This window comes from Marinobacter sp. C7, assembly GCF_022343555.1.
Classification (GTDB): domain Bacteria; phylum Pseudomonadota; class Gammaproteobacteria; order Pseudomonadales; family Oleiphilaceae; genus Marinobacter.
The window spans coordinates 135,399-156,063 of the sequence record NZ_JAKQZH010000005.1 but is presented as its reverse complement, the minus strand read 5'-3'; the positions used below and the strand labels follow the sequence as shown (position 1 = coordinate 156,063).

Genomic DNA, 20,665 nt, shown 5'->3' with positions numbered 1-20,665 from the left:
CGAACTGCGCTTTGAGGACGAAGCCGACCAGGAACAGATCTACCTCCATGCCCAGAAGGACCTGGACCTGCTCACCGAGCACAACCGAACCGAAGTCATCCGCAACGACAGTCACCGAACCGTGGAGGGGCAGGACTACAGCCATGTGAAAGGCAACGAACATTGCACCACCCGCGGAGAAAAACGGGTGTCCGTCGGGGCCGACTGCAGCCAGACCATAACCGGCACTTTCCACCAGAAAACCGGCCAGACCATGGCCTCCGAAGCCCGTACCGAAGTGCACCACAAGGCCGGTGCCAAGGTCGTACTGGATGCAGGAGCGGAACTCACCATCGCCGGCGGAGGAAGTTTCATCAGGCTCGACGCCAGTGGTGTAACGCTCAGTGGGCCGGGAATAAGGATCAATTCCGGCGGCGCTCCTGGAAAGGGCTCCAGCCAGTCTGCAAGCCTCCCCGAGTTGCCCCGGCTGCTTGACGGTGTTCCAGCGGAAACGGTAAGTCCTCCGGAACTTGCTGTAGTAGATCAGCGCCAATGGGCTGGCCCGGATAACGTCTCGCATGAAGGATATAAAACGCCGCAAAGGATGTTGATCGTGGACATCGTAGGTGGGCAATCGACACCGGAAGAAGTAACCGTTGAAACCATTTCGGATAAGGGGTCAAAGGAATGACCGATCTTGCGAATTTCACCGATGAGAGCCTCGACCAGTCCCTGCGCCGGCGCGCCGAGTATGATGACAACGAACCAGGCAATCTGGTTCTGAAAGTCCCCACCCGCGCCGGCGGCCATCTGACCCTGCCGCTGCTGGAGCGTGCCCATTCCAACATTGAGAGGGAGGACTATCAGGAAAACACCCTGCTGAGAGTCAAACCCCTGGCCGAAATCCAGAACAATCTGCCCGTCAAATCCGGGGGCCTGACCTTCCATACCGGACGAAGCGTAGCGCTGCTCAGGCCTGGTTACCTGTACGTATTTCGTGGCAACACCCTGTGGCGGGAACTCGAGATCAACGTTCGGGGCAGGATGAGTGATGTCGATGTGGGATCGGCGCGCACTGAATGGGAGGCGGAGCCCTACGAGAGCTTTCGTGCCCGGCCCGCTGTGGGGGAATGGCAGCACGACATCCTGGTTCCGGCGATGTTGCAGGGGCAATCCGTGATACAGGACATCCGGGTCGCCTACAGTGAAATCCAGTGGCACTGGCGGTATGTCCGCACGCTGGAGCAGGATTCGGAGGCTCTAAAGACCAGGGCAACCAACATCGATCATGCCTGGCCCGCAGCCTTTGTCGATGATATCAACTTTGCCCGGGGCTACCCCGCGTCGCCGATTCAGCAGGTAGAAGGGCTTCGGGCAAGGGATCTTGGCATTGAGTTGATGTTGGAGAATCCCAGTGATTTCAAGGAGGGGTTCGAGGGGCCTGGTGAGGCTGAACTCTGTATCAGACTGAACCGAGTGCTCAGGGAAAATGTGAATGCAGCTGCTGGCTCCGAAACTGCAGCACTCATGGACCTGACCTGCGAGTCGGGAGAGGATCTTCTGGCCGATATCCGGCCCAATAAAGGTCTGGTTGGCCTGGCTATCCCCGACCCGTTATTTCGGATGCGGCATTCCCTGGCCCAACTACATCTTGCTCTGCATTATCTGGATGCAATTGATGCCTCCATTCAGGAAAGCCCTGTGGCGCACTCTGCCATGCTCATTCGCCAGGCAGTTTTTGACCCTTTACCGAGCGGAGAGCCCGGTGCCCTGGCCCGATATGCCGGCGCTATAGACAGGGCTAAGCTGGATGAAACGCTGAAAACAACGGAAAAACAACACGCGCTCCGCATTATCGAAGCTCATGTACAGAAACTTGAGTCACTGTTGGAGGAAAATGTTTTCGGATCCGTTCTTGGTGACTACCAGGTCTGTTCCGACGTTGCGGTCTGCGAAGCCTATCTGCTGCTGGCGGATCAACTGAATGTTTTGCAGCAGATACCGGGAGTCGTGAAGGCTCATGGAATGGTTGTCGATCATGACATTCTGCGCAGACTGAAGGATTGGGTGCTAAAAGATGAATTCCTGAACGCCTGGGCACCTCAGCCAGAGCGGGGTGAAGAGGTCGATACAGATTCAGGTATCACTTCTGCCTTTGATCGACTCCAACAGCTTGCCCTCGATCAGCGCGAGATCGACGAAATGCTTCTGGACCGGCTGAATTTGCAGTCTCTTGCCTACCTGGAAAAGCAGCTCGATGAACAGAGCAAGGGTGAGAACAACCTGGTTAAAAACGTTTCCGATGGCGGCAAGATGGGCGCATTAGTCTCTCGCTCCCTGGAAGAATGGAGCTCGGCGCTTCTGGCAGTATGCAAGCGTTTGGTTGAAGAGGATGCGATTCAGCAAATTGAGGTTCAGCGCATTATGCAGGCTGCCTCCTCAAACTTTGTACTGGCTGATCCGGATCTGAAAGGCATAGAAGTGATGGACAGGGCGGGGGCTGTTTCGAGTGGAACCATTCTGGGGGTGTCAGGCAATGGCTTGAATCGGGGATTGACGGACTTTGATCGCACAAAAGGTGTTCTTACCCGCGCCAAAGATTACCTCTATGCCGATTTAATCGATACTTCAGGTACCGGATTTGCCTCGACGAGCGCCAGGCGAGCCGTTGGCCAACTTGAGGAGGCTGTTAAAAAGGTTGCGGGCCATACCCTCGTCTTCTTTGCCCCGGTAGACCATCCCGAGGTTCGAAAGCTTAGCCTCATCAAAATTGATTACGCGAGGCGTTTGGGAGAGATCGTAGATGGACCGGCTATCTCCCGCAGCTTGGTCGCATTGGCAGCTTTCAATGTATTCTTGGAAGCGAAAAACCTGAACTCAGCTCTAAGTTCGCATAGCGGAAATTGGTCATTATCGGCGGTAAAACTTGCTACCAGTGCGCTCATAGATGTTACGGCAGCCTCGTTGAAGCTTAGTCAGGTTTTGGGTGATCGCCGCTCGGCGACAAAAGGTGGCACCCGCTTGTACAGGGTTGCAACTCGTCCACTTTTTGACATGAAAAGCTGGATTCTCATCGGGAATCGTCTGCAGACAGTGGGAGCCCAAACACTAGTGCGGACAGTGGGGTTGGCCAGTTTTCTTTCCGGCGCAGCCGCTGTGGGGCTGAGCTTTTGGGAGATGAGACTGAGCCTCATGAACAAAGATCTTGATGCGGCCGCAGGACACGCTATTGCTATGACCGGCGGTCTTGTTTTTCTGGCTTCCCCCTTGATGTCGTCCCTTTTGTTCGTTCCAGGGTGGGGATGGGCGGTCTTGGGCATGGGTATGGTGGTCGGAGGAAGTTTATACGCGGGAAGCGCTACGGACGATTCTTTGGAGCAATTGTTGAAACGTGGGCCTTGGGGTGTTTCGCCGGATAGAACCCTGGGTGAAACCAGCGAGAAGGAGTTCTATGGTCAGCTCATTTCATTGCTCTCTCCTATCCGGGTTACAGTTGAGAAGTACTCGAAAGTGCAATCTGATCCGGAGTTTGCTGCCGACTCCAAGCCAGCTCCGGATGACTATGTTGTGACTGTGCAGATGCTGTTGAACAGTCGACTTAGACTATTTCGGGGAGAGCAAGCAGGATTACCAACCGAGCCATTCAAACTGGTTGTTCAGGAGCTCGCTTATACGCGTTCATCCACGTACATCCCGCATTCGGGCGCGAATGTATCGGATGTGCAGCTAAGGGCGATTCGGCCTTTGAGAAAAGTTGTTGCGAGACAGTCGTTGCCAGCGCAGTCTGCCGTTAGATTTTTGGTAAAGAGAGAAATCCAGAACGCAGAGTTCGACAGCTATTTATACCAGGAAGCCACTTTCACGCGCCTGAGAGTAGGTCTTCAGGCCGTAATTGAAACGGAGGTTGGTCCGCTGGTCTTTCCAACGCCACTCCTTGATGACTATCAGAGTTTTGACATTGCCTTGCATAGCACGCCTCCACCTAAAGAGAGAGCAGTATTCGATCCATTTGAACAACCAGATTCACCCTATTGGTACTTCACTGAGGTAGACGCATGAGCGAGGCAAGGGAGTTGTCGAAATTCGCCGTCACGGCACACAGAGGAGCCTTTATCGAACCGCTGCCTGAAAGCCCGAAGCAGAGGTTCCGGATTGGAGAAGAGCTTCAGCCAGTGGGCTACTACGCGAACGTAAACCCCTATCATCGAACGATCCAGGATATCGAGGCTGTTCAGGAACAGGAAAAACAAGATCCGGAGTTTGAGAGCAAAGATTGGTGGTGGGACCATCGACGAATTGGCTTCTTGAATGGAAAGCTTGGATTGAAGTTTCTGATCCTGATTTTGCCATTCACCTGGATAATGCTGTTGTGGTTTGGAGGGCCCGGGCTATTGATATGGGGGATCGGAGAATTTGGGCTTTACAGGTCTCTGCACAGCTTGGTCGTAGTCATCGGATTACTGTTGCTTGCGTTGGGTTGGTATGCCTTCGCCATATGGGTAACACCTGTAACCACAAACTGGCTGATGAGTACCGGGATAGGTTTTTTCTTAAAGCCCTTTGAAAAATCCATCAACAAGAAACTCGATAAAACCTTCGAAGATGGTTGCAGCGAATTCAACCGACTTACCGGCCAGGTCCGCTTCGCTCTGGGACGCGGACGCTTCTTCGCGGCTCCGCTTGTGGAGTTCGATGCCTACGTAGAGCGGGTAGTGCAGCAGGGGGGCATCTTCTACCGGTTGATGTTAGTGCACCGCTACACGGGAAAAACGTTCAATCAAACGTCCCTGAGTAACATCGAGGCGAACAAGAGCGAAGTCCTCGCTCTCTGGGACATGCTTCAACGCTATATGGACGTAACCCAGCCCCTGCCGGATGTGCCCCGCCTCGAACCATTCCGTCACCTGGATCCGGTAACCCGCGAGCATGATGAGAAGACGGGGCGTGATCCACGCTATTGGCGGGATCTGGATATTGAGGCCTGGAAGCAAGGGGCAGGGGTGGCGCTGTTGAATCGTTTGCGCAGCTACCCCTGGGGGAGCCGGGTATGCAAGCTTACGCCGCAACTGGGCAAGATATCTTTGCAGGAGTACCGGGAAATGCGGCCGGAGGGTGCGTGGCCGATTTGATGGGGCTGGGGGTATGGCGTGAAGATGGGGTCAGAAGAAGGTTCTCTTCAGACCCCGGCGTTTGCAGCTTTGGTCTGGTTTTTGGTGCCAGGTCTGAAAATGGGGTCAGAAGAATGCTTTCTTCTGACCCCCGAGGGGGCATCAGACACCGCGGGAGGGATTCAACCGGTGCTTGAATTTCAAGCTGCAACACCTGTTGCAAAACGCAACGAGCATGATAGTCTGGTTGATATATGCACAAATCGGGAGTCGACCATGACCACCGCCGTTCGCCTTGATGACAACCTGGTTCGCCATGCTGCTGCGGAGGGGCAGGTTCATCGGCGTTCCACGCCGAAACAGATTGAATACTGGGCCGAGATTGGTCGCGCAGTTGCCGGGGAGGTGAGTGCGGAGGATCTGATTGCCATTTTGCAGGGCATCCGGAAGGTGTCCGTGGAGCCCGTTGTTGCGGAATCGGTAAACAGCGATGAACTCTGGGCCGAGGTCGATGAGGCGCGGGAGAGCGGTGAGCTTGGCCGATCTATTGCCCGCGGTCGCACGGTTTACCAGGCTTCTACAGAAAAGCCGGGCTACCTGGAAGCCATTCGCCCGGACGGTACCCGGGAAGTTGGCCAGTTCCGAAATGGACGCTTTGAAGCACTGAGTGACCGTGACGACGCCGCCTGAACTATGGCTGCTGGTGGGGGGCAACGGGGCCGGTAAATCCACCTTCTACGAGCGGTTTCTGGCCCGTCGCAATATCCCGTTCGTCAATGCCGACAGGATCGCCCGTACCCTATGGCCGGATTATCCGGAGAAGCACAGTTACGAAGCGGCGCTGATTGCCGAAAAAGAGCGGTTCCGGCTGCTGGAGGAGCGCCAGAGCTTCTGTTTTGAAACGGTGTTTTCCCACCCGTCCAAGGTGGATTTCGTCGGCACCGCCAAGGCCGCGGGCTTTCGCATCCGCCTGTTCTATTTCCACCTGGACCAGGTGACTCTCAACAAGGCGCGTGTCGCCTCCCGAGTGCAAACCGGCGGCCACAACGTGCCGGAGACAAAGATAGAGAGACGGATTCCCCGAACCCTGGACAATCTGCGCCAATGCGTTGGCCTTGCGGATGAGCTGCATCTGGTGGACAACTCCAGCCTCGATCGGCCGTTCGTGCGCGTGGCAGCCTGGGAAAACGGGGAATGGCGGGTCTTTAAAGATGAGCTGCCACCCTGGGCCAGGAGCCTGATCGACTCCTGAGGTCCAGAGCTACGGCCAGTTTTCGGGTACCACAAAGATTCGGTCGGTTTCCCGCCAGGTGCCGGTGTTTGCGTCGCTCTCAAGCACGGCAAAAAGTACGGGGGTGGCGTGGTGTTCGATTCGTTCAAACGCTTCGTGGGTGGTCTCAGGGAGGGGTGGCTCGTCCTGGAGCCAGGGGCCGATCCAGTGGGGCTTATGGAGCGGTACCCAGTGCGAGGTGTCGCCGGCCCTGGCCCTCGAGAGGTATAGCCAGCGACCTCTCAGGTGGTTGGCCGGCACGTAGTCCGGGGCCGATATTGACGCCTCAGAGGGATAGAAGAGATAGCCCGGCATGAAGATGCGCGCGGTCAGGGGGCTGGCGATGTCGTGTTTCTCCAGCAGGGCCTGTGTTTCCGGGTGGAGGGTCCTGCGGCTCTGGTGCCGGATCAGGTTGTCCGATTTGAGATCGAGGCGATCACGGGCATTCGGGCCATACCAGAGCGTTGGATGACCAACCGTTGCGACCCCGAGGTAATATTTTACCGCGATCTCGTGGTGTTCGACCCGGTCTTCGGTTCGGTTATGCACCACAAAATCCAACTCACCGATGGTGCGCCCGTTGGACTGTATTTGCTGGTTTTTCAGTAGGATTTTCCAGCCAAGCAGTTCCTCCAGCAGGACCTGGTACAGTCGTTCGAAATAGAACCCCAGTCGCCGTTGGGGTGGTTCCCGGAGCAATGCCGGTGCGGATTGCAGATCACGATCCCACGCCCTGAGGGTTTCCAGATGATTGGGGGGCAGGTAGCGAGTGGGCTCAAACGAGAGTGGTGATCTCAGCAGTTGGGGAGTGTGACACAGCCATGCCAGATGCCTGACGGCGGGCGTGTGCAGGGTATAGGGAATATCGCCGGTGGTGATTTCGTCCATTGGCCAAGGATACCGTAAACTGTGTTCAAAGCGGTAAGACGACTACGACTGGACAAGGAGTGCGTATGCAATACCTCCATACCATGATCCGGGTGAGCGACCTGGACAAGACTCTGCATTTTTTCTGTGACCTGCTCGGCATGGTCGAGATCAATCGAAAGAGCAGCGAGAAAGGCCGGTTCACCCTGGTGTTCCTGGCCGCCCCGGAAGATGAGGCCCGTGCCCGGGAAGACCGGGCACCGATGATCGAACTGACCTACAACTGGGATCCGGAGGAATACACCGGAGGCCGCAACTTTGGTCACCTGGCCTACCGTGTGGATGATATCTACGCCCTGTGCGAGAAGCTCCAGGCCAACGGCGTGACCATCAATCGCCCGCCCCGGGATGGCTACATGGCGTTTATCCGGACTCCGGACAACATCTCCATCGAACTGCTCCAGAAAGGCGAGGCACTGCCCCCGAAGGAACCCTGGGCCAGCATGGAGAACACCGGCACCTGGTGAGTGGCCGGTATCACAATTGACCCGCATCAGGATGATGCGAACACAACAGGGAGAAGTTGCATGGAAGACTGGCAAGGATGCCTTGATCCCCAGTGTCAGGCCGCGCTGTTGCGGGCCAGGGACAACGTTAGCGGCCGCGGCGGCGCCGCCATCACCGCCGAAGATTTCCTGCTCGCGCTGCTGGACACCGACCCTTCGATCACACGGTATCTTCGTGGCTGCGGTGTTGATCTCGACGAGCTCACTCGCACGATCCAATGTGAACAGCCCATTGTGACCGAGGTTGGCGGGGAAGGGCTGCTGTCCTCCCAGTTGATATACTGGCTGGCGAGCGCCCGGGAAGTCTGCGCCCGGACCTGGCTCAGCTGGCCCCATCTGCTGGGCACGCTGGCACGTCACGCGGACCGGCTCGAGGGCAAGGCCTATGTCTCACTTCTGGAACAGGTGCCTAATTGGCCGGAGCTGGCGGAGAGCAAGCCTTCCCGGGACATCGAAATCGAAAGGCGGGTCCCCCTTGCCATAACCGATCCCGAGTGGATTGAGTTGGCGGACGATGTTGCCGTTACCGTGATGGCCTGTTCCGGGGCCCTGGTCTGGATACGTGGCCCCCGCGGAGCCGGTAAATCCTGCTGGCTGCAATACCTGTTACCCCTACTGGAACACGACTACGTCGAAATCGATCTGCGACAGGAAGCCGAACTGATGGCGAGCGATCTTCCTGTCGTGCCGGCAGCCGAAACCGGGAATGGTGAGAAGGATTGTGCCGCGAGCTGGCCATTGCTGGTGCTCGATAATGTATCTCCGGTGGATCTTCTGGCATTGATGGATACACCGGGGCGCGTGGCGTCGGAGCTGCTTGCCGGCTGGTCCGGACCCGTGTTGCTGCTGGGTCCCGAAGGCCCGGATGACGCCACGGCGGTTGAGGCTACGGAACGTAGGCTCGGGCGCTGCCTCGATGTCTTCGATCTGCCGTCGCCCAGTGAGACCCAGCGACGAGCCATCCTGACTGCCCACCAGGCGGTCATCGAAAAACAGTGGAACATTCATCTCCCGAATGCGGTGATTGATTACGTGGCGTCCGGCCGAAGCCGCTGTGTGACTACCCCCGGTGGTATGCTCGAGTGGGTCGGACGTGCCGCGGCGAGGTTGAGTCTGTTTGCGAGGAGGGGCCCGGCGGAGGCGGCCGCGTTGGCCGGACAGGCAGACACGCTAAGGCGTCAGGGGCTGGTCGCGATGGCCCGACAGGAGTCGGTTGAAGAGCTGGAGCAGTCCCTGCGTGAGCTCGAACTCCAGCAGGCGGCCGCCGAAGTAATCTGGCGCGAGCGTAAGGCAGACGGCACCCTGCACCGACTCTCCGAAGAGGATATGCGCCATGAACTTGAACAGTGGGTTGCAGCGCGTCCCGGGCCGGTTCACTATGTGCTGCATTGTGATCAACAGCATGGAGATTCCGTGAGTGCAGGATCTGGAAATCTACATTCGTGACCTGGAACCGAATCAGGTGTCGCAGTGGCTTGAGGCCAACGTTGACAACCTCGCCCTCGATGACACCGATGTGACGTCGGTCATCAAGGGCAAGGCTTCCTACGAGGGAGCGTCACTGCGCATTACGCTTTACCCCGGAGCTTTCGGCAAGCGCTTCACCTCCCTGGTGCTTGAAGGGGAGGCGCTGCCCTGGGGCAGTGACCTCGACTGCGCCCGGAGTGCCTGGAGGGCCATGGACACGGAGATCCGTTGCAGCCCCGGCGACTGGAAGGAGGGCGAGCCGGTGGAAGATGAAAAGTGGTGGCGCCTGGACAGGCGCGGTGAGCACAAGGTGGTCTGGAATTGAAAAAGGCAGCCGGAAAGGCTGCCTTTTTCGTTGAAGGGGGACTGGTCTTCAGTCGCTCAGGATGGACACGTTGTCGGCCTGAAGACCCTTGTCGGCTTCAACCACGTTGAAGCGAACCAGCTGGCCCTGACGCAGAACACGGCGGCCGCGACCGCGGATAGCGCGGAAATGCACGAACACCTCATCGCCGCTGTCCCGGACAATAAATCCGAACCCTTTCTTGACGTTGAACCACTTCACGGTGCCTTCTTCGTCGCCTTCCGGAGTGCTGTCGTCGTAATCGCCCTCATCTTCGTCGTCATTACGCTGGGGACGGGAAGGGGCGCGGCGGGCGTTGTTCTGTGCTGCCTGCTGCTTGGCAGAGAGCGCGACGGCCAGAAAGCCAGCGATACCAAACAGAACCAGAGTGATGATGTAGGCGGCAATACCCCGGGTGCTTCCGAGAGCTTCGATCACTTCGCCGGCAGCAATCAGGCGGAGTGGCTCAGGGGTGGCAGTCAGTATAAAGGCCAGGATCAATGGTGCGGGAATCGCGATCAGAACAGCGACAAGGATCGCTTTGGCTGGATTACGCATTGAAGGTAACTTCTCCATTTTTGTAACGCTAACGATAAAGAACCGGATATCAGGTAAACTCACGCATCCGGCCGGTGAAAACCGCCAGATCCCGAAAATAAGGGGAGGCTGGCGGAGAAAAGCGGCATATTACCAGATTATCCCGAGCGCTGACCAAACCGATGACACAGAAAGACCTCGAAGCCCGACTCGACGAACTGGAAATGCGGATCGCCTTTCAGGACGAGGTGATCAACACCCTGAGTGAACAGGTAGCCAAGCAGGAAATGGATCTCCGTGAGCTGTGGGAGGCGAAGCGATTGTTGCACAAGCAGCTGAAGGATGTGTCGCCTTCGAATATCAGACGGGAGGATGAGGAGACTCCACCTCCGCATTACTGAATGGGGGTGGATTTGAAACCGGGGTCAGAAGAAAGCGTTCTTCTGACCCCGACTTGGCGCCAATCACGGAGTCAGGCTTGAAAACGGGGTCAGATGAAAGCATTCATCTGACCCCATCTTAGCGCGAACTCCGAAGTCAGATCTGAAAACCGGGGTCAGATGAAAGTATTCATCTGACCCCATCTTAGCGCCAATCTCGGAGCCAGATCTGACCCCGTCTTTCGCCCCTAAGCCAGCAATTCCACCAGAATCTGCTCATAGATTTCAGACAGGGTATCCAGGTCTTCCGCCTTCACACACTCATCCACCTTGTGGATGGTCGCGTTGATGGGGCCGAGTTCCACAACCTGGGCACCGGTGGGTGCAATGAAGCGGCCGTCGGAGGTGCCACCGGAGGTGGAGAGTTCGGTTTCGCGGCCGGTCACGGTGCGGATGGCATCCTGGCTGGCGGACACCAGTGCGCCCCGGTCGGTCAGGAAGGGACGGCCGCTGAGGTGCCATTGAAGGTCGTATTTCAGCTTGTGCCGGTCGAGGATGGCGACCACGCGCTCTTCCAGGCTCTCCGCGGTGTTTTCTGTGCAATAGCGGAAGTTGAAGTGCACGAGGCATTCGCCGGGAATGATGTTGCTGCCGGTTCCCGCCTCAATCCTGGTGATCTGGAAGGTGGTGGGCGGAAAGAAGTCGTTGCCGTTGTCCCAGAATTCGTTCGCCAGGGCATCCAGAGCCGGGGCAACTGAATGCACGGGGTTCTCTGCCAGGTGCGGGTAGGCGACGTGGCCCTGGATGCCATGCACGGTCAGGTAGCCGTGGAGCGAACCTCGGCGGCCGTTCTTGATCACGTCGCCGACTTCGTGGGTACTGGAGGGCTCACCGATCAGGCACCAATCGATCTTCTCCTTGCGGGCTTCCAGCGTTTCCACCACTTTCACCGTGCCGTCTTTCGCCGGGCCCTCTTCATCGCTGGTGATAAGCAGGGCGATGGAGCCGCGGTGGTCAGGGTGTGCCTTCACGAACCGCTCGCAGGCAGTGATGAACGCTGCCAGGCTGCCTTTCATGTCCGCAGCACCACGGCCATAGAGGTAGCCTTCCTGGATGACCGGCTCAAACGGCGGGTGCGCCCAGTTCTTCTCCGGACCGGTCGGGACGACGTCCGTGTGACCGGCAAAGGCCAGAACGGGACCTTCCGAGCCTTTGCGAGCCCAGAGGTTGTCGGTATCGCCAAAGCGCAGGTTTTCTCCATCAAATCCCAGCGGGGCCAGCCGGGACATCATAAGCTCCTGGCACCCGGCGTCATCCGGAGTAACCGATTGCCGGCGAATCAGGTCCATGGCGAGTTCCAGGGTTGGAGATGTGCTCATTGCTTGGCCTTGTCTGGTTTGAATGGGGCAGGTTCCAGGTTGGGGTCAGATGAACAGGTTCATCAGACCCCTGGGGTGTGGTTCAACTCCGGGGTCTGAAGAAAACCTTCTTCTGACCCCATTTTCAACTTAACCTGGGGTCAGATGAACAAGTTCATCAGACCCCTGAGATGCGGTCCAACTCCGGGGTCTGAAGAAAGCCTTCTTCTGACCCCTGCTTGGCGGCATTCTTCGCGGTATCAGTTGTTCGCGTGCAGCTCTTCGTTCAGCTCGATGGCGGTCTTGTTGGTCTTGCACTCAACCGCGCCAGTCTGGCTGTTTCGGCGGAACAGAAGGTCCGGCTTGCTGGCCAGGTCGCGGGCTTTGACCACTTCCACCAGCTTGTTGTTGTCGTCCAGCAGGGCGACCTTGGTGCCGGAGGTGATGTACAGGCCGGCTTCCACGGTGCAGCGATCGCCGAGCGGAATACCGATGCCGGCGTTGGCGCCGAGCAGGCAGTTTTCGCCTACAGAGATGATGATGTTACCGCCGCCGGAGAGGGTGCCCATGGTTGAGCATCCGCCGCCGAGGTCGGAACCCTTGCCGATCATCACGCCGGCGGAGATCCGGCCTTCGATCATGGAGGTGCCTTCGGTGCCGGCGTTGAAGTTGATGAAGCCCTCGTGCATCACGGTGGTGCCTTCGCCCACATAGGCGCCGAGGCGTACGCGGGCGGTGTCGGCAATCCGGACGCCTTTCGGTACCACGTAGTCGGTCATCTGCGGGAACTTGTCGACGGACTTCACTTCCAGGGTGCGGCCTTCAATACGAGCCTGCAGCTGACGATCGGCCAGTTCATTCAGGTCGATGGCGCCCTCGTTGGTCCAGGCCAGGTTTGGCAACAGGCCGAAAATGCCGTCCAGCTTTACGCCATGAGGCTTGGCCAGGCGGTGGGAGATCAGGTGCAGCTTGAGGTACACCTCGGGCGTGCTGGAGGCGGTGTCGTCGCTGGCCAGAACCGTGACCACTACTGGCCGCTTGCTCTGCGCTGCTTTCTCGGCGAGGGTGGCCTGATCAGTCTGGCCGACCTGGCGCAAGGCGTTGGCGAACTGGTGCAGTTGCTCCGCGGTCGCCTCGATGGCCTGGTTTCCGCCCTGATAATCGAGCGCGCTCTCAACCACATCGATCAGCGCCTTGTCGGGGGTCATGATCGGCTGCTGGTAGTAAACCTCCAGCCACTCGCCCTGATTGTTCTGGGTGCCGATGCCGATGCCGAATGCAAAACTCATCTGGTGGTTGCTCCTGTTTTTCAATTTGATCATGGGGTCTGAAGAACGCCTTCTTCTGACCCCTGAGTTGAACTTTGAAATCTGAAATTGGGGTCAGATGAAAGCGTTCATCTGACCCCTCTCTTAAAATCCTATCCAGGGAGTGGGCCTGAAAACGGGGTCAGAAGAAAGCTTTCTTCTGACCCCAACTTTACCTTCACCAAAACTCCCGAGTCTGCCCTGAAAACGGGGTCTGCAGAACACTTTCATCAGACCCCGCCCTCATCAAATCTAGCCAATCCCTTTCGCGGCCCAGTCGTCAGCCTTGAACCCCACAAACACATCGCCGTCATGCTCCACTACCGGCCGCTTAATAATGGACGGGTTCTCGAGCATGATGTCGTGGGCGGATTGGGCGCTAATGGTATCACGAACCTCGTCGGGAAGTTTGCGCCAGGTGGTGCCGCGACGGTTGAGCAGGGTTTCCCAGCCGATGGCCTGTTCCCATTCGTTGAGCTTTTCGCCGCTCAGGCCATCTTTCTTGAAGTCGTGGAACTCGTAGGAGATGCCCTGGTCGTCAAGCCACTTGCGGGCTTTCTTGACGGTGTCGCAGTTTTTGATGCCGTAGAGTTTCATCTTTAGTGCCTTAAACTTGAAAATGGGGTCAGAAGAAAGCGTTCTTCAGACCCCGGTGCCCCAGGGGTCTGATGAACTTGTTCATCTGACCCCATCTTCACCTCGCCCCCAAGCCTTAACCTCAGGGGTCTGATGAACTCGTTCATCTGACCCCAACTTCACCTTCGCCCCCAGCTCAGCCACTCGCCTTAACAAACTCCACAATCCGCCGGGCCGCCTCAACACACTCATCCAGCGGCGCGACGAGCGCCATGCGTACCCGGTTTTCACCGGGATTATGGCCATCCACGGTGCGGGAGAGGTAGCGGCCGGGCAGGACGTGTACGTTCTGCCGGGCGGAGAGTTCGCGGGCGAAGGTCTCGTCGTCCATCGGGGTTTCCGGCCAGAGGTAGAAGCCGGCGTCGGGGAAGTCGACATTCATCACTTCCCGCAGGATGGGCACTACGGCCTCGAACTTGGCCCGATAGGCGGCGCGGTTCTCGCGCACGTGGTCTTCGTCTTTCCAGGCGGCGATGCTGGCCAGCTGGTTGTGGATGGGCATGGCGCAGCCGTGATAGGTGCGGTATTTGAGGTAGCCGCTGAGCACGTCCGCATCTCCGGCGACGAAACCGGACCGCAGGCCCGGGAGGTTGCTGCGTTTGGACAGGCTGTGGAATACGATGCAGCGTTTGAAGTCATCCCGGCCCAGTGCGGCACAGGTCTGCAGCAGGCCCTCGGGAGGATTGCTTTCGTCCGGATACAGCTCGGAGTAACACTCATCCGAGGCGATGATGAAATCGTGCCGGTCGGCAAGCTCGATCACCCTGGCCAGGGTGTCCCGCGGGATAACGGCACCGCTGGGGTTGCCGGGGGAGCACAGGAACAGCAGCTGGCAGTCTTCCCAAACGCTCTCCGGTACTGCGTCAAAATCGGGAATGAACCCGTTATCTGCATCGCAGGGCAGGTAGACGGGGTCTGCGCCGGCGAGAAAGGCTGCGCCTTCGTAAATCTGATAGAACGGGTTGGGGCTGACCACCTTGGCCGGCTTGCGGGTGTCAATGACAGCCTGGACCAGCGCAAAGATTGCTTCACGGGTGCCGTTCACCGGCACCACGTTGGCCGCCGGGTCGAGCGAGCCCACGGAAAGCCTGAAGCGCCGGGTGGCCCAGTCGGCAATGGCGTGTCTCAGTTCATCCGTGCCCTTGGTGGTCGGGTAATTCGCCAGCTTGTCCAGGTTGTCCGCGATGACCTGTTTCACGAATTCGGGCGAAGGATGCTTGGGCTCACCAATCCCCAGGGAAATGGGCGTCAGGTGCTCGGGCACACGGATGCCGGCCTTGAGTTTGGCCAGTTTTTCAAAGGGGTAGGGGTGCAATCGGTCAAGATTCTGGTTCATTGAATATCGTCCAGCATTTTACAGAGGGCATCCTGAAGGGCCTGGCATTTCGAGGGATCGCTCAGCGGGCCGCCGTGTTCGTCGGTTACAAAGAACACGTCCTCTACGCGCTCGCCCAGGGTAGCAATCTTGGCGTTTGTGAGGCGGACCCGGTGTTCCAGCAGTACCTGGCCAATGCGCGCCAACAGGCCCGGACGGTCCGGGGTGATCACTTCCATCACCGTACGCTGGTTGACCGTATCATTGGAAAAGGTCACCTCGGTGGGGAAGGCAAAGTGCTTCAGTTGCCGCGGAGTCCGGCGGTGGATGATCTCCGGATAGTCCTCGGGGTCGTCCAGTTCCTCGATCAGGCGTTTGCGGACCCGTTCCTTACGGGCCGGATCCACGCCCAAAGGCTTGCCCTGTTCATCCAGGACCACATAGGAGCTGATCGAGAACGGCCCCTCGCCGGAGCTGATGCGGGCATCCACGATGTTGAGGTTCAGTTGCTCCAGCACCGCCGTGGTGGCCGCGAACAGCGCCACCCGGTCTTTCATGTAGATGATGATCTGGGAATACCCCTCGGTGGGGCCGCCCCGGGTGTCCCGGATCAGGATCAGCGGGTCGGGGTTGTCGCCGTGGCGAATGATGGCGGCGGTCTGCCAGGCGATATCCACCGTGGAGTCCTGCAGGAAATAGTCCTCATCCACCGTGTCCCAGACACTGTCGATCTGCTCGTCCGTCATGTTCTGGGCGTGCAGGATTTCCCGGGCTTCGGACTGGGTGGCCCGCACCCACTCCTGGCGGTCCACTGGCGTTTCCGTGCCGCGGCGCAGGGCCCGCTTGGCTTCGATATACAGCTGCCTGAGCAGGGAGGCCCGCCAGGTATTCCACAGTTTCGGGTTGGTGGCGCTGATGTCGCACACCGTCATTATGTACAGGTAGTCCAGGTGCGCCTGGCTGGGCACCGCCTTGGCGAAAGCATGGATGATCTCCGGGTCGGAAATGTCCTTGCGCTGTGCCGTCATGGACATTAACAGGTGGTTCTCCACCAACCAGGACACCAACTGGGTATCCCGCTCGCTCAGGTGGTGCCGTTGGCAGAACGCCGCTGCATCCTCGGCGCCCAGTTCGGAATGGTCACCGCCCCGGCCCTTGGCTATGTCGTGGTAGAGGCCGGCGATGTAGAGGGTTTCTAGCTTCGGCAGGTGGTGAATCAGCCGCGATGCCAGGGGGTATTCCGAACGGGCTTCGGCCCCGTTCAGTCGCACCATGTTACGGATGACCCGCATGGTGTGGGCGTCGACGGTGTAGATATGAAACAGGTCGTGCTGCATCTGCCCGATGATCTGGCCGAACTCGGGAAGGTAACGCCCCAGCACGTTGTACTTCTTCATCGCGCCCAGGGTCTGGTCCAGATTGTGGGGTGTCCGCAGCAATTCCATGAACAGGGTGGTCACTGCCAGATCCGAGCGGAAGGCATCGTCGATCAGGTGCCGGTGTGCCCGCAGGGAGCGGATGGTCGTCGCCCGGATGCCCTTGATATCGGGATGCTGGGCCATGAGCACGAAGATCTCGAGGATGGCGTAGGGTGCGTAGGCGAAGACCTGGTTGTTGACCGCTTCGATGTACCGGTTGCGGATCTGGAAGCGCTTGTTCAGCGGCTGGATGTCATCTTCGTCGCCAGCCCCGAGAATGGCCTCGTCGTAGTACTGCAGGATCACGTCGGTGAGCTCGGCCAGGGCCAGAACGGTACGGTAGTAGGACTGCATCATCAGTTCCACGCCCAGACGCTTGCCTTCGTCCCGGAAACCGAGCATCTCGGCCAGGGCGCGCTGGTGATCGAACAGCAGCCGGTTCTCGTTCCGGTCCGCCAAAAGCTGCAGGCCGTAGCGGAGCTGCCAGAGCAGGGTCTCGCCCTGGTACAGGATCTGGTGCTCCTCCTCGGTCAGGATGCTGAAACGGGTCAGGTCAGCGATGTTCTGCAGGCCAAAGTGACGCTTGGTGATCCAACCAATGGTCTGGATGTCGCGCAGCGCGCCGGGTGAGCCCTTTACATTGGGTTCAAGGTTGTATTCGGTATCACCGTATTTCTTGTGGCGTTCCTGCTGTTCCTCGCGCTTGGCAATGAAGTAGTCGCGGTCGGTACTGACATCATCCGAGTAGACCTGTTCGCTCAGGTACTGCCGTAGGCCGTCCGGGCCGGCAATGGTGCGGGTCTCCAGCAGGTTGGTGAGGATGGTGACATCCTCCCGGGCGGCGGCCTTGCATTCCTCGATGCTGCGCACGCTGTGGCCGATGTCCAGCTTCAGGTCCCAGAGCAGGGTTACAAAGGCGCCGAGATCGTCCTGCCATTCCTCCCGGATGCCGTCCCGGGTCAGGATCAGCAGGTCGATGTCTGAATGAGGATGGAGCTCGCCGCGCCCGTAGCCGCCAACGGCAATGAGCGCGATGTCCTCTGAGCTGGCGAAGGGGTAACGGTTCCAGATCAGCCGGAGGACCGTATCGACCGTATCCGACCTGGAATGCACCAGGGCCCGGACATCCGCGCCCTGCCGAAACGCCTTGGCATCAGCGGTGTACCGTTCCTTTAATAGTTCCCTCGCCGCGGAAACCGGAGAAGGGTCATTGCTGATGCGGTGTTCCAGGTCGTTTTGGTCCACTTAGAAGGACTCTTCCGATCGTTTGGTCAGAATCTCGTGGCCATCGGCGGTCACAAGGATGGTGTGTTCCCACTGGGCGGACAGCTTGTGGTCCTTGGTGACCACGGTCCAGCCGTCGGGCAGCAGCTTGGTCAGGTACTTGCCCTGGTTGATCATCGGCTCGATGGTGAAGGTCATGCCTTCTTTCAGCTCGAGTCCGGTGCCGGGCTTGCCGTAGTGCATCACCTGAGGCTCCTCGTGGAAGACCTTGCCGATACCATGACCGCAGTAATCCCGGACCACAGAATAATGGTGCTTCTCTGCGTGACGCTGGATCACGTGCCCGATGTCGCCGAGCCGGGCCCCGGGTTTTACCAGCTCTATACCTTTATACAGGCACTCCTGGGTAATGCGTATCAGGCGCTCGGTGCCGGGCTTGGGCTTGCCGACGATCCACATCTTGCTGGTGTCGCCATGGTATTCGTCCTTGATGACGGTAACATCGATGTTGAGGATGTCGCCGTCCTTCAGGACTTTCTTTTCGGAAGGAATGCCGTGACAGATCACATGGTTGACCGAGGTGCAGATAGACTTCGGAAACCCCTTATAATTGAGGGGTGCGGGAATGGCCTTCTGAACGTTCACAATATAGTCGTGGCAAATGCGATCGAGCTCCTCGGTGGAAACGCCGGGCTTGACGTGCTCGTCGATCATTTCCAGAACTTCGGCCGCCAGACGACCGGCTACGCGCATTTTCTCGATTTCTTCCGGGGTCTTTATCGATACCTGCATCGGGCTTCCTGTTGATTTGGATCAAACCCGCATTTTAAGGGCGCGGGAAGCTACGTACAAGGAAGGTTCTGCGCAAAATTAATGGCGTCGTCGGCCCGGTTTATGGTATAAACGCGCCCGCCGGAAACGAATCCGGCAAATTCACACACGCGTCGGCACGTTGTCCCAGGGTGCCTTCTTCTGTTTTGACAGGAGCTGGTTGGGTCAATCGGACGCGTGGAGGACTAACCCGAAGCTAAAAGGTAACTATCATGGCTCAGGTAAATATGCGTGACCTGCTCAAGGCAGGTGCTCACTTCGGTCACCAGACCCGTTACTGGAACCCGAAAATGTCCAAGTACATCTTCGGTGCACGCAACAAGATTCATATCATCAACCTGGAGCAGACTGTTCCTGCCATGGAAGAAGCGCTGAAAGTCGTTCAGCAGCTGGCAGAGAACAAGAACAAGATCCTGTTCGTCGGTACCAAGCGTTCCGCCGCCAAGATCATCAAGGAAGAGGCCCAGCGTGCCGGTCAGCCGTACGTAAACCACCGCTGGTTGGGTGGTATGCTGACCAACTACAAGACCATCCGTCAGTCCATCCGTCGCTACCGTGATCTGGAAACCCAGAGCCAGGACGGTACTTTCGACAAGCTGACCAAGAAAGAAGCCCTGGACCGCACCCGTGAAATGGACCGCCTGGAGCGTTCCATCGGTGGTATCAAGGACATGGGCGGCCTGCCGGACGCCATGTTCGTGATCGACGTGGACCACGAGCGTATCGCTATCAAGGAAGCCAACAAGCTGGGCATCCCTGTTATCGGTGTGGTTGATACCAACAGCGATCCGGACGGCGTTGATTACGTGATCCCGGGTAACGATGACGCCATCCGCGCCATCCAGATCTACGTGAAGGCTGTTGCCGACACCTGCCTCGAAGCGGCCCAGTCTGCCGGCGCAGGCGCTGACGAGTTCGTAGAAGTCAGCGAAGACGCAGAAGGCGCCGCTCCGGCCGCCGAGTGACGCGTCAGTTTCACGTTTGAGTTGTAAGGTATGCCCGCGTGTTATCCGGGCATACCTCCCCACCGAATTCGGACAAGTTAAGAGGATTGAACATGGCTGCAATTACCGCTGCAATGGTCAAAGAGCTGCGCGAGCGTACCGGTCTTGGCATGATGGAGTGCAAGAAGGCGCTGGTTGAGGCTGAAGGCAGTGTCGAGGCTGCAATCGAAGAGCTGCGCAAGTCTTCCGGTCTGAAGGCCGCCAAGAAGGCCGGTCGCACCGCCGCTGAAGGTGTTTCCCTGATTAAGATTTCTGACGACAACACCGTCGCCTACATCCTGGAAGTCAACTCCGAGACCGACTTCGTTGCTCGTGACGACAACTTCATGGCGTTTGCCAACGACGTTCTGGACGTTGCCTTCGAGAAGGGCGAAACCGATGTTGCCAAGCTGATGGACGGCGATCTGGAAGCCAAGCGCGAGGCGCTGGTCCAGAAGATCGGTGAGAACATCACCGTTCGTCGCATCGTGAAAGTAGAGGGCCCGGTTGTGGGTGGCTACGTTCACAGCAACAACAAGATTGCCTCCGTTGTGGCCCTGTCTGCCGGTGATCCGGAAGTGGCCCGCGACGTTGCCATGCACGCTGCTGCTGTAAACCCGCGTGTAGGCAAGCCGGAAGATATGCCGGAAGAAGAGCTGGAAAAAGAGAAGGAAATCATCAAGGCCCAGCCGGATATGGAAGGCAAGCCCGCTGAAATCGTCGAGAAGATGATGGGCGGCCGTATCAAGAAGTTCCTCAAGGAAAACAGCCTGGTTGAGCAGCCGTTCGTCAAGAACCCGGACCAGACTGTAGGCGAGCTGATCAAGTCTGTCGGCGGTGAGCTGGTTGGCTTCGTTCGCCTGGAAGTAGGTGAGGGCATCGAGAAGGAAGAAGTCGACTTTGCTGCCGAGGTTGCTGCTGCAGCCGGTACTGGCAAGGCCTGATCCTTCCTGACGGTGTCGGGGCTGGTCCCCGGCACCAACCTGAGTCTGCCACGTTAGTTGGGGAAACCCGGCTCTCGTGGCGGGCTTGTATCTGAGATACCCCTTTTGCGAGGAGTATGTCAGATACAAGCC

Annotated in this window: 19 protein-coding genes; 11 read left to right on the top strand and 8 right to left on the bottom strand. The window is 58.2% G+C overall.

The features are described 5' to 3' along the window. The 5 genes from MD273_RS17640 to MD273_RS17620 all read left to right on the top strand — a co-directional run. Positions 1–670: bacteriophage T4 gp5 trimerization domain-containing protein (locus tag MD273_RS17640; protein WP_502846074.1), on the top strand; the 670-nt coding region annotated here is incomplete at its 5' end. Then, positions 667–4,038 carry a toxin VasX gene (locus tag MD273_RS17635; protein ID WP_239039107.1) on the top strand — a complete coding sequence of 1,124 codons (3,372 nt, stop codon included), beginning with the start codon at positions 667–669 and terminating at the stop codon, positions 4,036–4,038. The genes MD273_RS17640 and MD273_RS17635, both read left to right, overlap by 4 nt. Next, the gene (locus MD273_RS17630; protein WP_239039106.1) at positions 4,035–5,108 is read left to right on the top strand and encodes a hypothetical protein; all 1,074 of its coding nucleotides are present in this window, start codon (positions 4,035–4,037) and stop codon (positions 5,106–5,108) included. Before MD273_RS17635 ends, MD273_RS17630 begins: the two co-directional genes overlap by 4 nt. Before the next feature lie 255 nt (positions 5,109–5,363). Further along, positions 5,364–5,777, top strand: coding sequence for a TA system antitoxin ParD family protein (locus MD273_RS17625; protein WP_239039105.1), 414 nt, complete (start codon positions 5,364–5,366; stop codon positions 5,775–5,777). After that, a complete protein-coding gene (locus MD273_RS17620) occupies positions 5,761–6,339 on the top strand; it encodes an ATPase (RefSeq protein WP_239039104.1) in 579 nt (192 codons plus the stop codon). The genes MD273_RS17625 and MD273_RS17620 overlap by 17 nt, the downstream gene beginning before the upstream one ends. A 9-nt stretch (positions 6,340–6,348) precedes the next feature. Here MD273_RS17620 and MD273_RS17615 read toward each other — a convergent pair whose 3' ends face one another. Next, positions 6,349–7,245, bottom strand: a complete 897-nt coding sequence (locus tag MD273_RS17615) for a DUF1853 family protein (protein ID WP_239039103.1) — start codon at positions 7,243–7,245, stop codon at positions 6,349–6,351. Positions 7,246–7,310: 65 nt separating this feature from the next. Between MD273_RS17615 and MD273_RS17610 the strand changes: the two genes are divergently transcribed. The 3 genes from MD273_RS17610 to MD273_RS17600 are packed head-to-tail and all read left to right on the top strand — an operon-like array spanning position 7,311 to position 9,582. After that, the gene (locus MD273_RS17610) at positions 7,311–7,751 is read left to right on the top strand and encodes a VOC family protein (RefSeq protein WP_239039102.1); all 441 of its coding nucleotides are present in this window, start codon (positions 7,311–7,313) and stop codon (positions 7,749–7,751) included. A gap of 60 nt (positions 7,752–7,811) precedes the next feature. Beyond that, the gene (locus MD273_RS17605) at positions 7,812–9,236 is read left to right on the top strand and encodes a Clp protease N-terminal domain-containing protein (RefSeq protein WP_239039101.1); all 1,425 of its coding nucleotides are present in this window, start codon (positions 7,812–7,814) and stop codon (positions 9,234–9,236) included. Beyond that, a complete protein-coding gene (locus MD273_RS17600) occupies positions 9,208–9,582 on the top strand; it encodes a hypothetical protein (RefSeq protein WP_239039100.1) in 375 nt (124 codons plus the stop codon). Before MD273_RS17605 ends, MD273_RS17600 begins: the two co-directional genes overlap by 29 nt. Before the next feature lie 48 nt (positions 9,583–9,630). Here MD273_RS17600 and MD273_RS19105 read toward each other — a convergent pair whose 3' ends face one another. Continuing rightward, the gene (locus tag MD273_RS19105) at positions 9,631–10,158 is read right to left on the bottom strand and encodes a cold-shock protein (protein ID WP_285229179.1); all 528 of its coding nucleotides are present in this window, start codon (positions 10,156–10,158) and stop codon (positions 9,631–9,633) included. A 161-nt stretch (positions 10,159–10,319) separates the two neighbouring features. On the opposite strand from MD273_RS19105, the gene MD273_RS17590 reads away from it, so the two are divergent. Next, positions 10,320–10,538, top strand: coding sequence for a SlyX family protein (locus MD273_RS17590; RefSeq protein WP_239039099.1), 219 nt, complete (start codon positions 10,320–10,322; stop codon positions 10,536–10,538). A 227-nt stretch (positions 10,539–10,765) separates the two neighbouring features. Here MD273_RS17590 and dapE read toward each other — a convergent pair whose 3' ends face one another. The 6 genes from dapE to map all read right to left on the bottom strand — a co-directional run bounded on the left by dapE (position 10,766) and on the right by map (position 18,567). Then, positions 10,766–11,896 (bottom strand): succinyl-diaminopimelate desuccinylase, encoded by a 1,131-nt coding sequence (dapE, locus tag MD273_RS17585; protein WP_239039098.1) that lies wholly within the window; start codon positions 11,894–11,896, stop codon positions 10,766–10,768. A gap of 239 nt (positions 11,897–12,135) precedes the next feature. Further along, positions 12,136–13,164, bottom strand: coding sequence for a 2,3,4,5-tetrahydropyridine-2,6-dicarboxylate N-succinyltransferase (dapD, locus tag MD273_RS17580; protein ID WP_239039097.1), 1,029 nt, complete (start codon positions 13,162–13,164; stop codon positions 12,136–12,138). Positions 13,165–13,434: 270 nt separating this feature from the next. Continuing rightward, on the bottom strand, positions 13,435–13,779 hold the full coding sequence (locus tag MD273_RS17575; protein WP_239039096.1) for an ArsC family reductase: 345 nt from the start codon (positions 13,777–13,779) through the stop codon (positions 13,435–13,437). Between the two features lie 175 nt (positions 13,780–13,954). Further along, the gene (gene dapC / locus MD273_RS17570) at positions 13,955–15,154 is read right to left on the bottom strand and encodes a succinyldiaminopimelate transaminase (RefSeq protein ID WP_239039095.1); all 1,200 of its coding nucleotides are present in this window, start codon (positions 15,152–15,154) and stop codon (positions 13,955–13,957) included. Beyond that, positions 15,151–17,796 carry a [protein-PII] uridylyltransferase gene (locus MD273_RS17565; RefSeq protein WP_239039094.1) on the bottom strand — a complete coding sequence of 882 codons (2,646 nt, stop codon included), beginning with the start codon at positions 17,794–17,796 and terminating at the stop codon, positions 15,151–15,153. The genes dapC and MD273_RS17565 overlap by 4 nt, the downstream gene beginning before the upstream one ends. Beyond that, positions 17,797–18,567 carry a type I methionyl aminopeptidase gene (gene map, locus MD273_RS17560; RefSeq protein WP_239039093.1) on the bottom strand — a complete coding sequence of 257 codons (771 nt, stop codon included), beginning with the start codon at positions 18,565–18,567 and terminating at the stop codon, positions 17,797–17,799. It abuts the gene before it with no gap. Positions 18,568–18,818: 251 nt separating this feature from the next. On the opposite strand from map, the gene rpsB reads away from it, so the two are divergent. Next, on the top strand, positions 18,819–19,571 hold the full coding sequence (gene rpsB / locus MD273_RS17555) for a 30S ribosomal protein S2 (RefSeq protein ID WP_113863501.1): 753 nt from the start codon (positions 18,819–18,821) through the stop codon (positions 19,569–19,571). Positions 19,572–19,663: 92 nt separating this feature from the next. Further along, complete coding sequence (gene tsf / locus MD273_RS17550; RefSeq protein ID WP_239039092.1) at positions 19,664–20,533, top strand: translation elongation factor Ts; 870 nt, start codon at positions 19,664–19,666, stop codon at positions 20,531–20,533. Positions 20,534–20,665: the final 132 nt, after the last annotated feature.

Excerpts from the sequence above, each read along its gene's own strand:
- MD273_RS17635 (WP_239039107.1), top strand. The coding sequence starts at position 667 with ATGACCGATCTTGCGAATTTCACCGATGAGAGCCTCGACCAGTCCCTG.
- MD273_RS17630 (WP_239039106.1), top strand. The coding sequence starts at position 4,035 with ATGAGCGAGGCAAGGGAGTTGTCGAAATTCGCCGTCACGGCACACAGA.
- MD273_RS17625 (WP_239039105.1), top strand. The coding sequence starts at position 5,364 with ATGACCACCGCCGTTCGCCTTGATGACAACCTGGTTCGCCATGCTGCT.
- MD273_RS17615 (WP_239039103.1), bottom strand. The coding sequence starts at position 7,245 with ATGGACGAAATCACCACCGGCGATATTCCCTATACCCTGCACACGCCC.
- MD273_RS17610 (WP_239039102.1), top strand. The coding sequence starts at position 7,311 with ATGCAATACCTCCATACCATGATCCGGGTGAGCGACCTGGACAAGACT.
- MD273_RS17605 (WP_239039101.1), top strand. The coding sequence starts at position 7,812 with ATGGAAGACTGGCAAGGATGCCTTGATCCCCAGTGTCAGGCCGCGCTG.
- MD273_RS19105 (WP_285229179.1), bottom strand. The coding sequence starts at position 10,158 with ATGCGTAATCCAGCCAAAGCGATCCTTGTCGCTGTTCTGATCGCGATT.
- MD273_RS17590 (WP_239039099.1), top strand. The coding sequence starts at position 10,320 with ATGACACAGAAAGACCTCGAAGCCCGACTCGACGAACTGGAAATGCGG.
- dapE (WP_239039098.1), bottom strand. The coding sequence starts at position 11,896 with ATGAGCACATCTCCAACCCTGGAACTCGCCATGGACCTGATTCGCCGG.
- dapD (WP_239039097.1), bottom strand. The coding sequence starts at position 13,164 with ATGAGTTTTGCATTCGGCATCGGCATCGGCACCCAGAACAATCAGGGC.
- MD273_RS17575 (WP_239039096.1), bottom strand. The coding sequence starts at position 13,779 with ATGAAACTCTACGGCATCAAAAACTGCGACACCGTCAAGAAAGCCCGC.
- dapC (WP_239039095.1), bottom strand. The coding sequence starts at position 15,154 with ATGAACCAGAATCTTGACCGATTGCACCCCTACCCCTTTGAAAAACTG.
- map (WP_239039093.1), bottom strand. The coding sequence starts at position 18,567 with ATGCAGGTATCGATAAAGACCCCGGAAGAAATCGAGAAAATGCGCGTA.
- rpsB (WP_113863501.1), top strand. The coding sequence starts at position 18,819 with ATGGCTCAGGTAAATATGCGTGACCTGCTCAAGGCAGGTGCTCACTTC.
- tsf (WP_239039092.1), top strand. The coding sequence starts at position 19,664 with ATGGCTGCAATTACCGCTGCAATGGTCAAAGAGCTGCGCGAGCGTACC.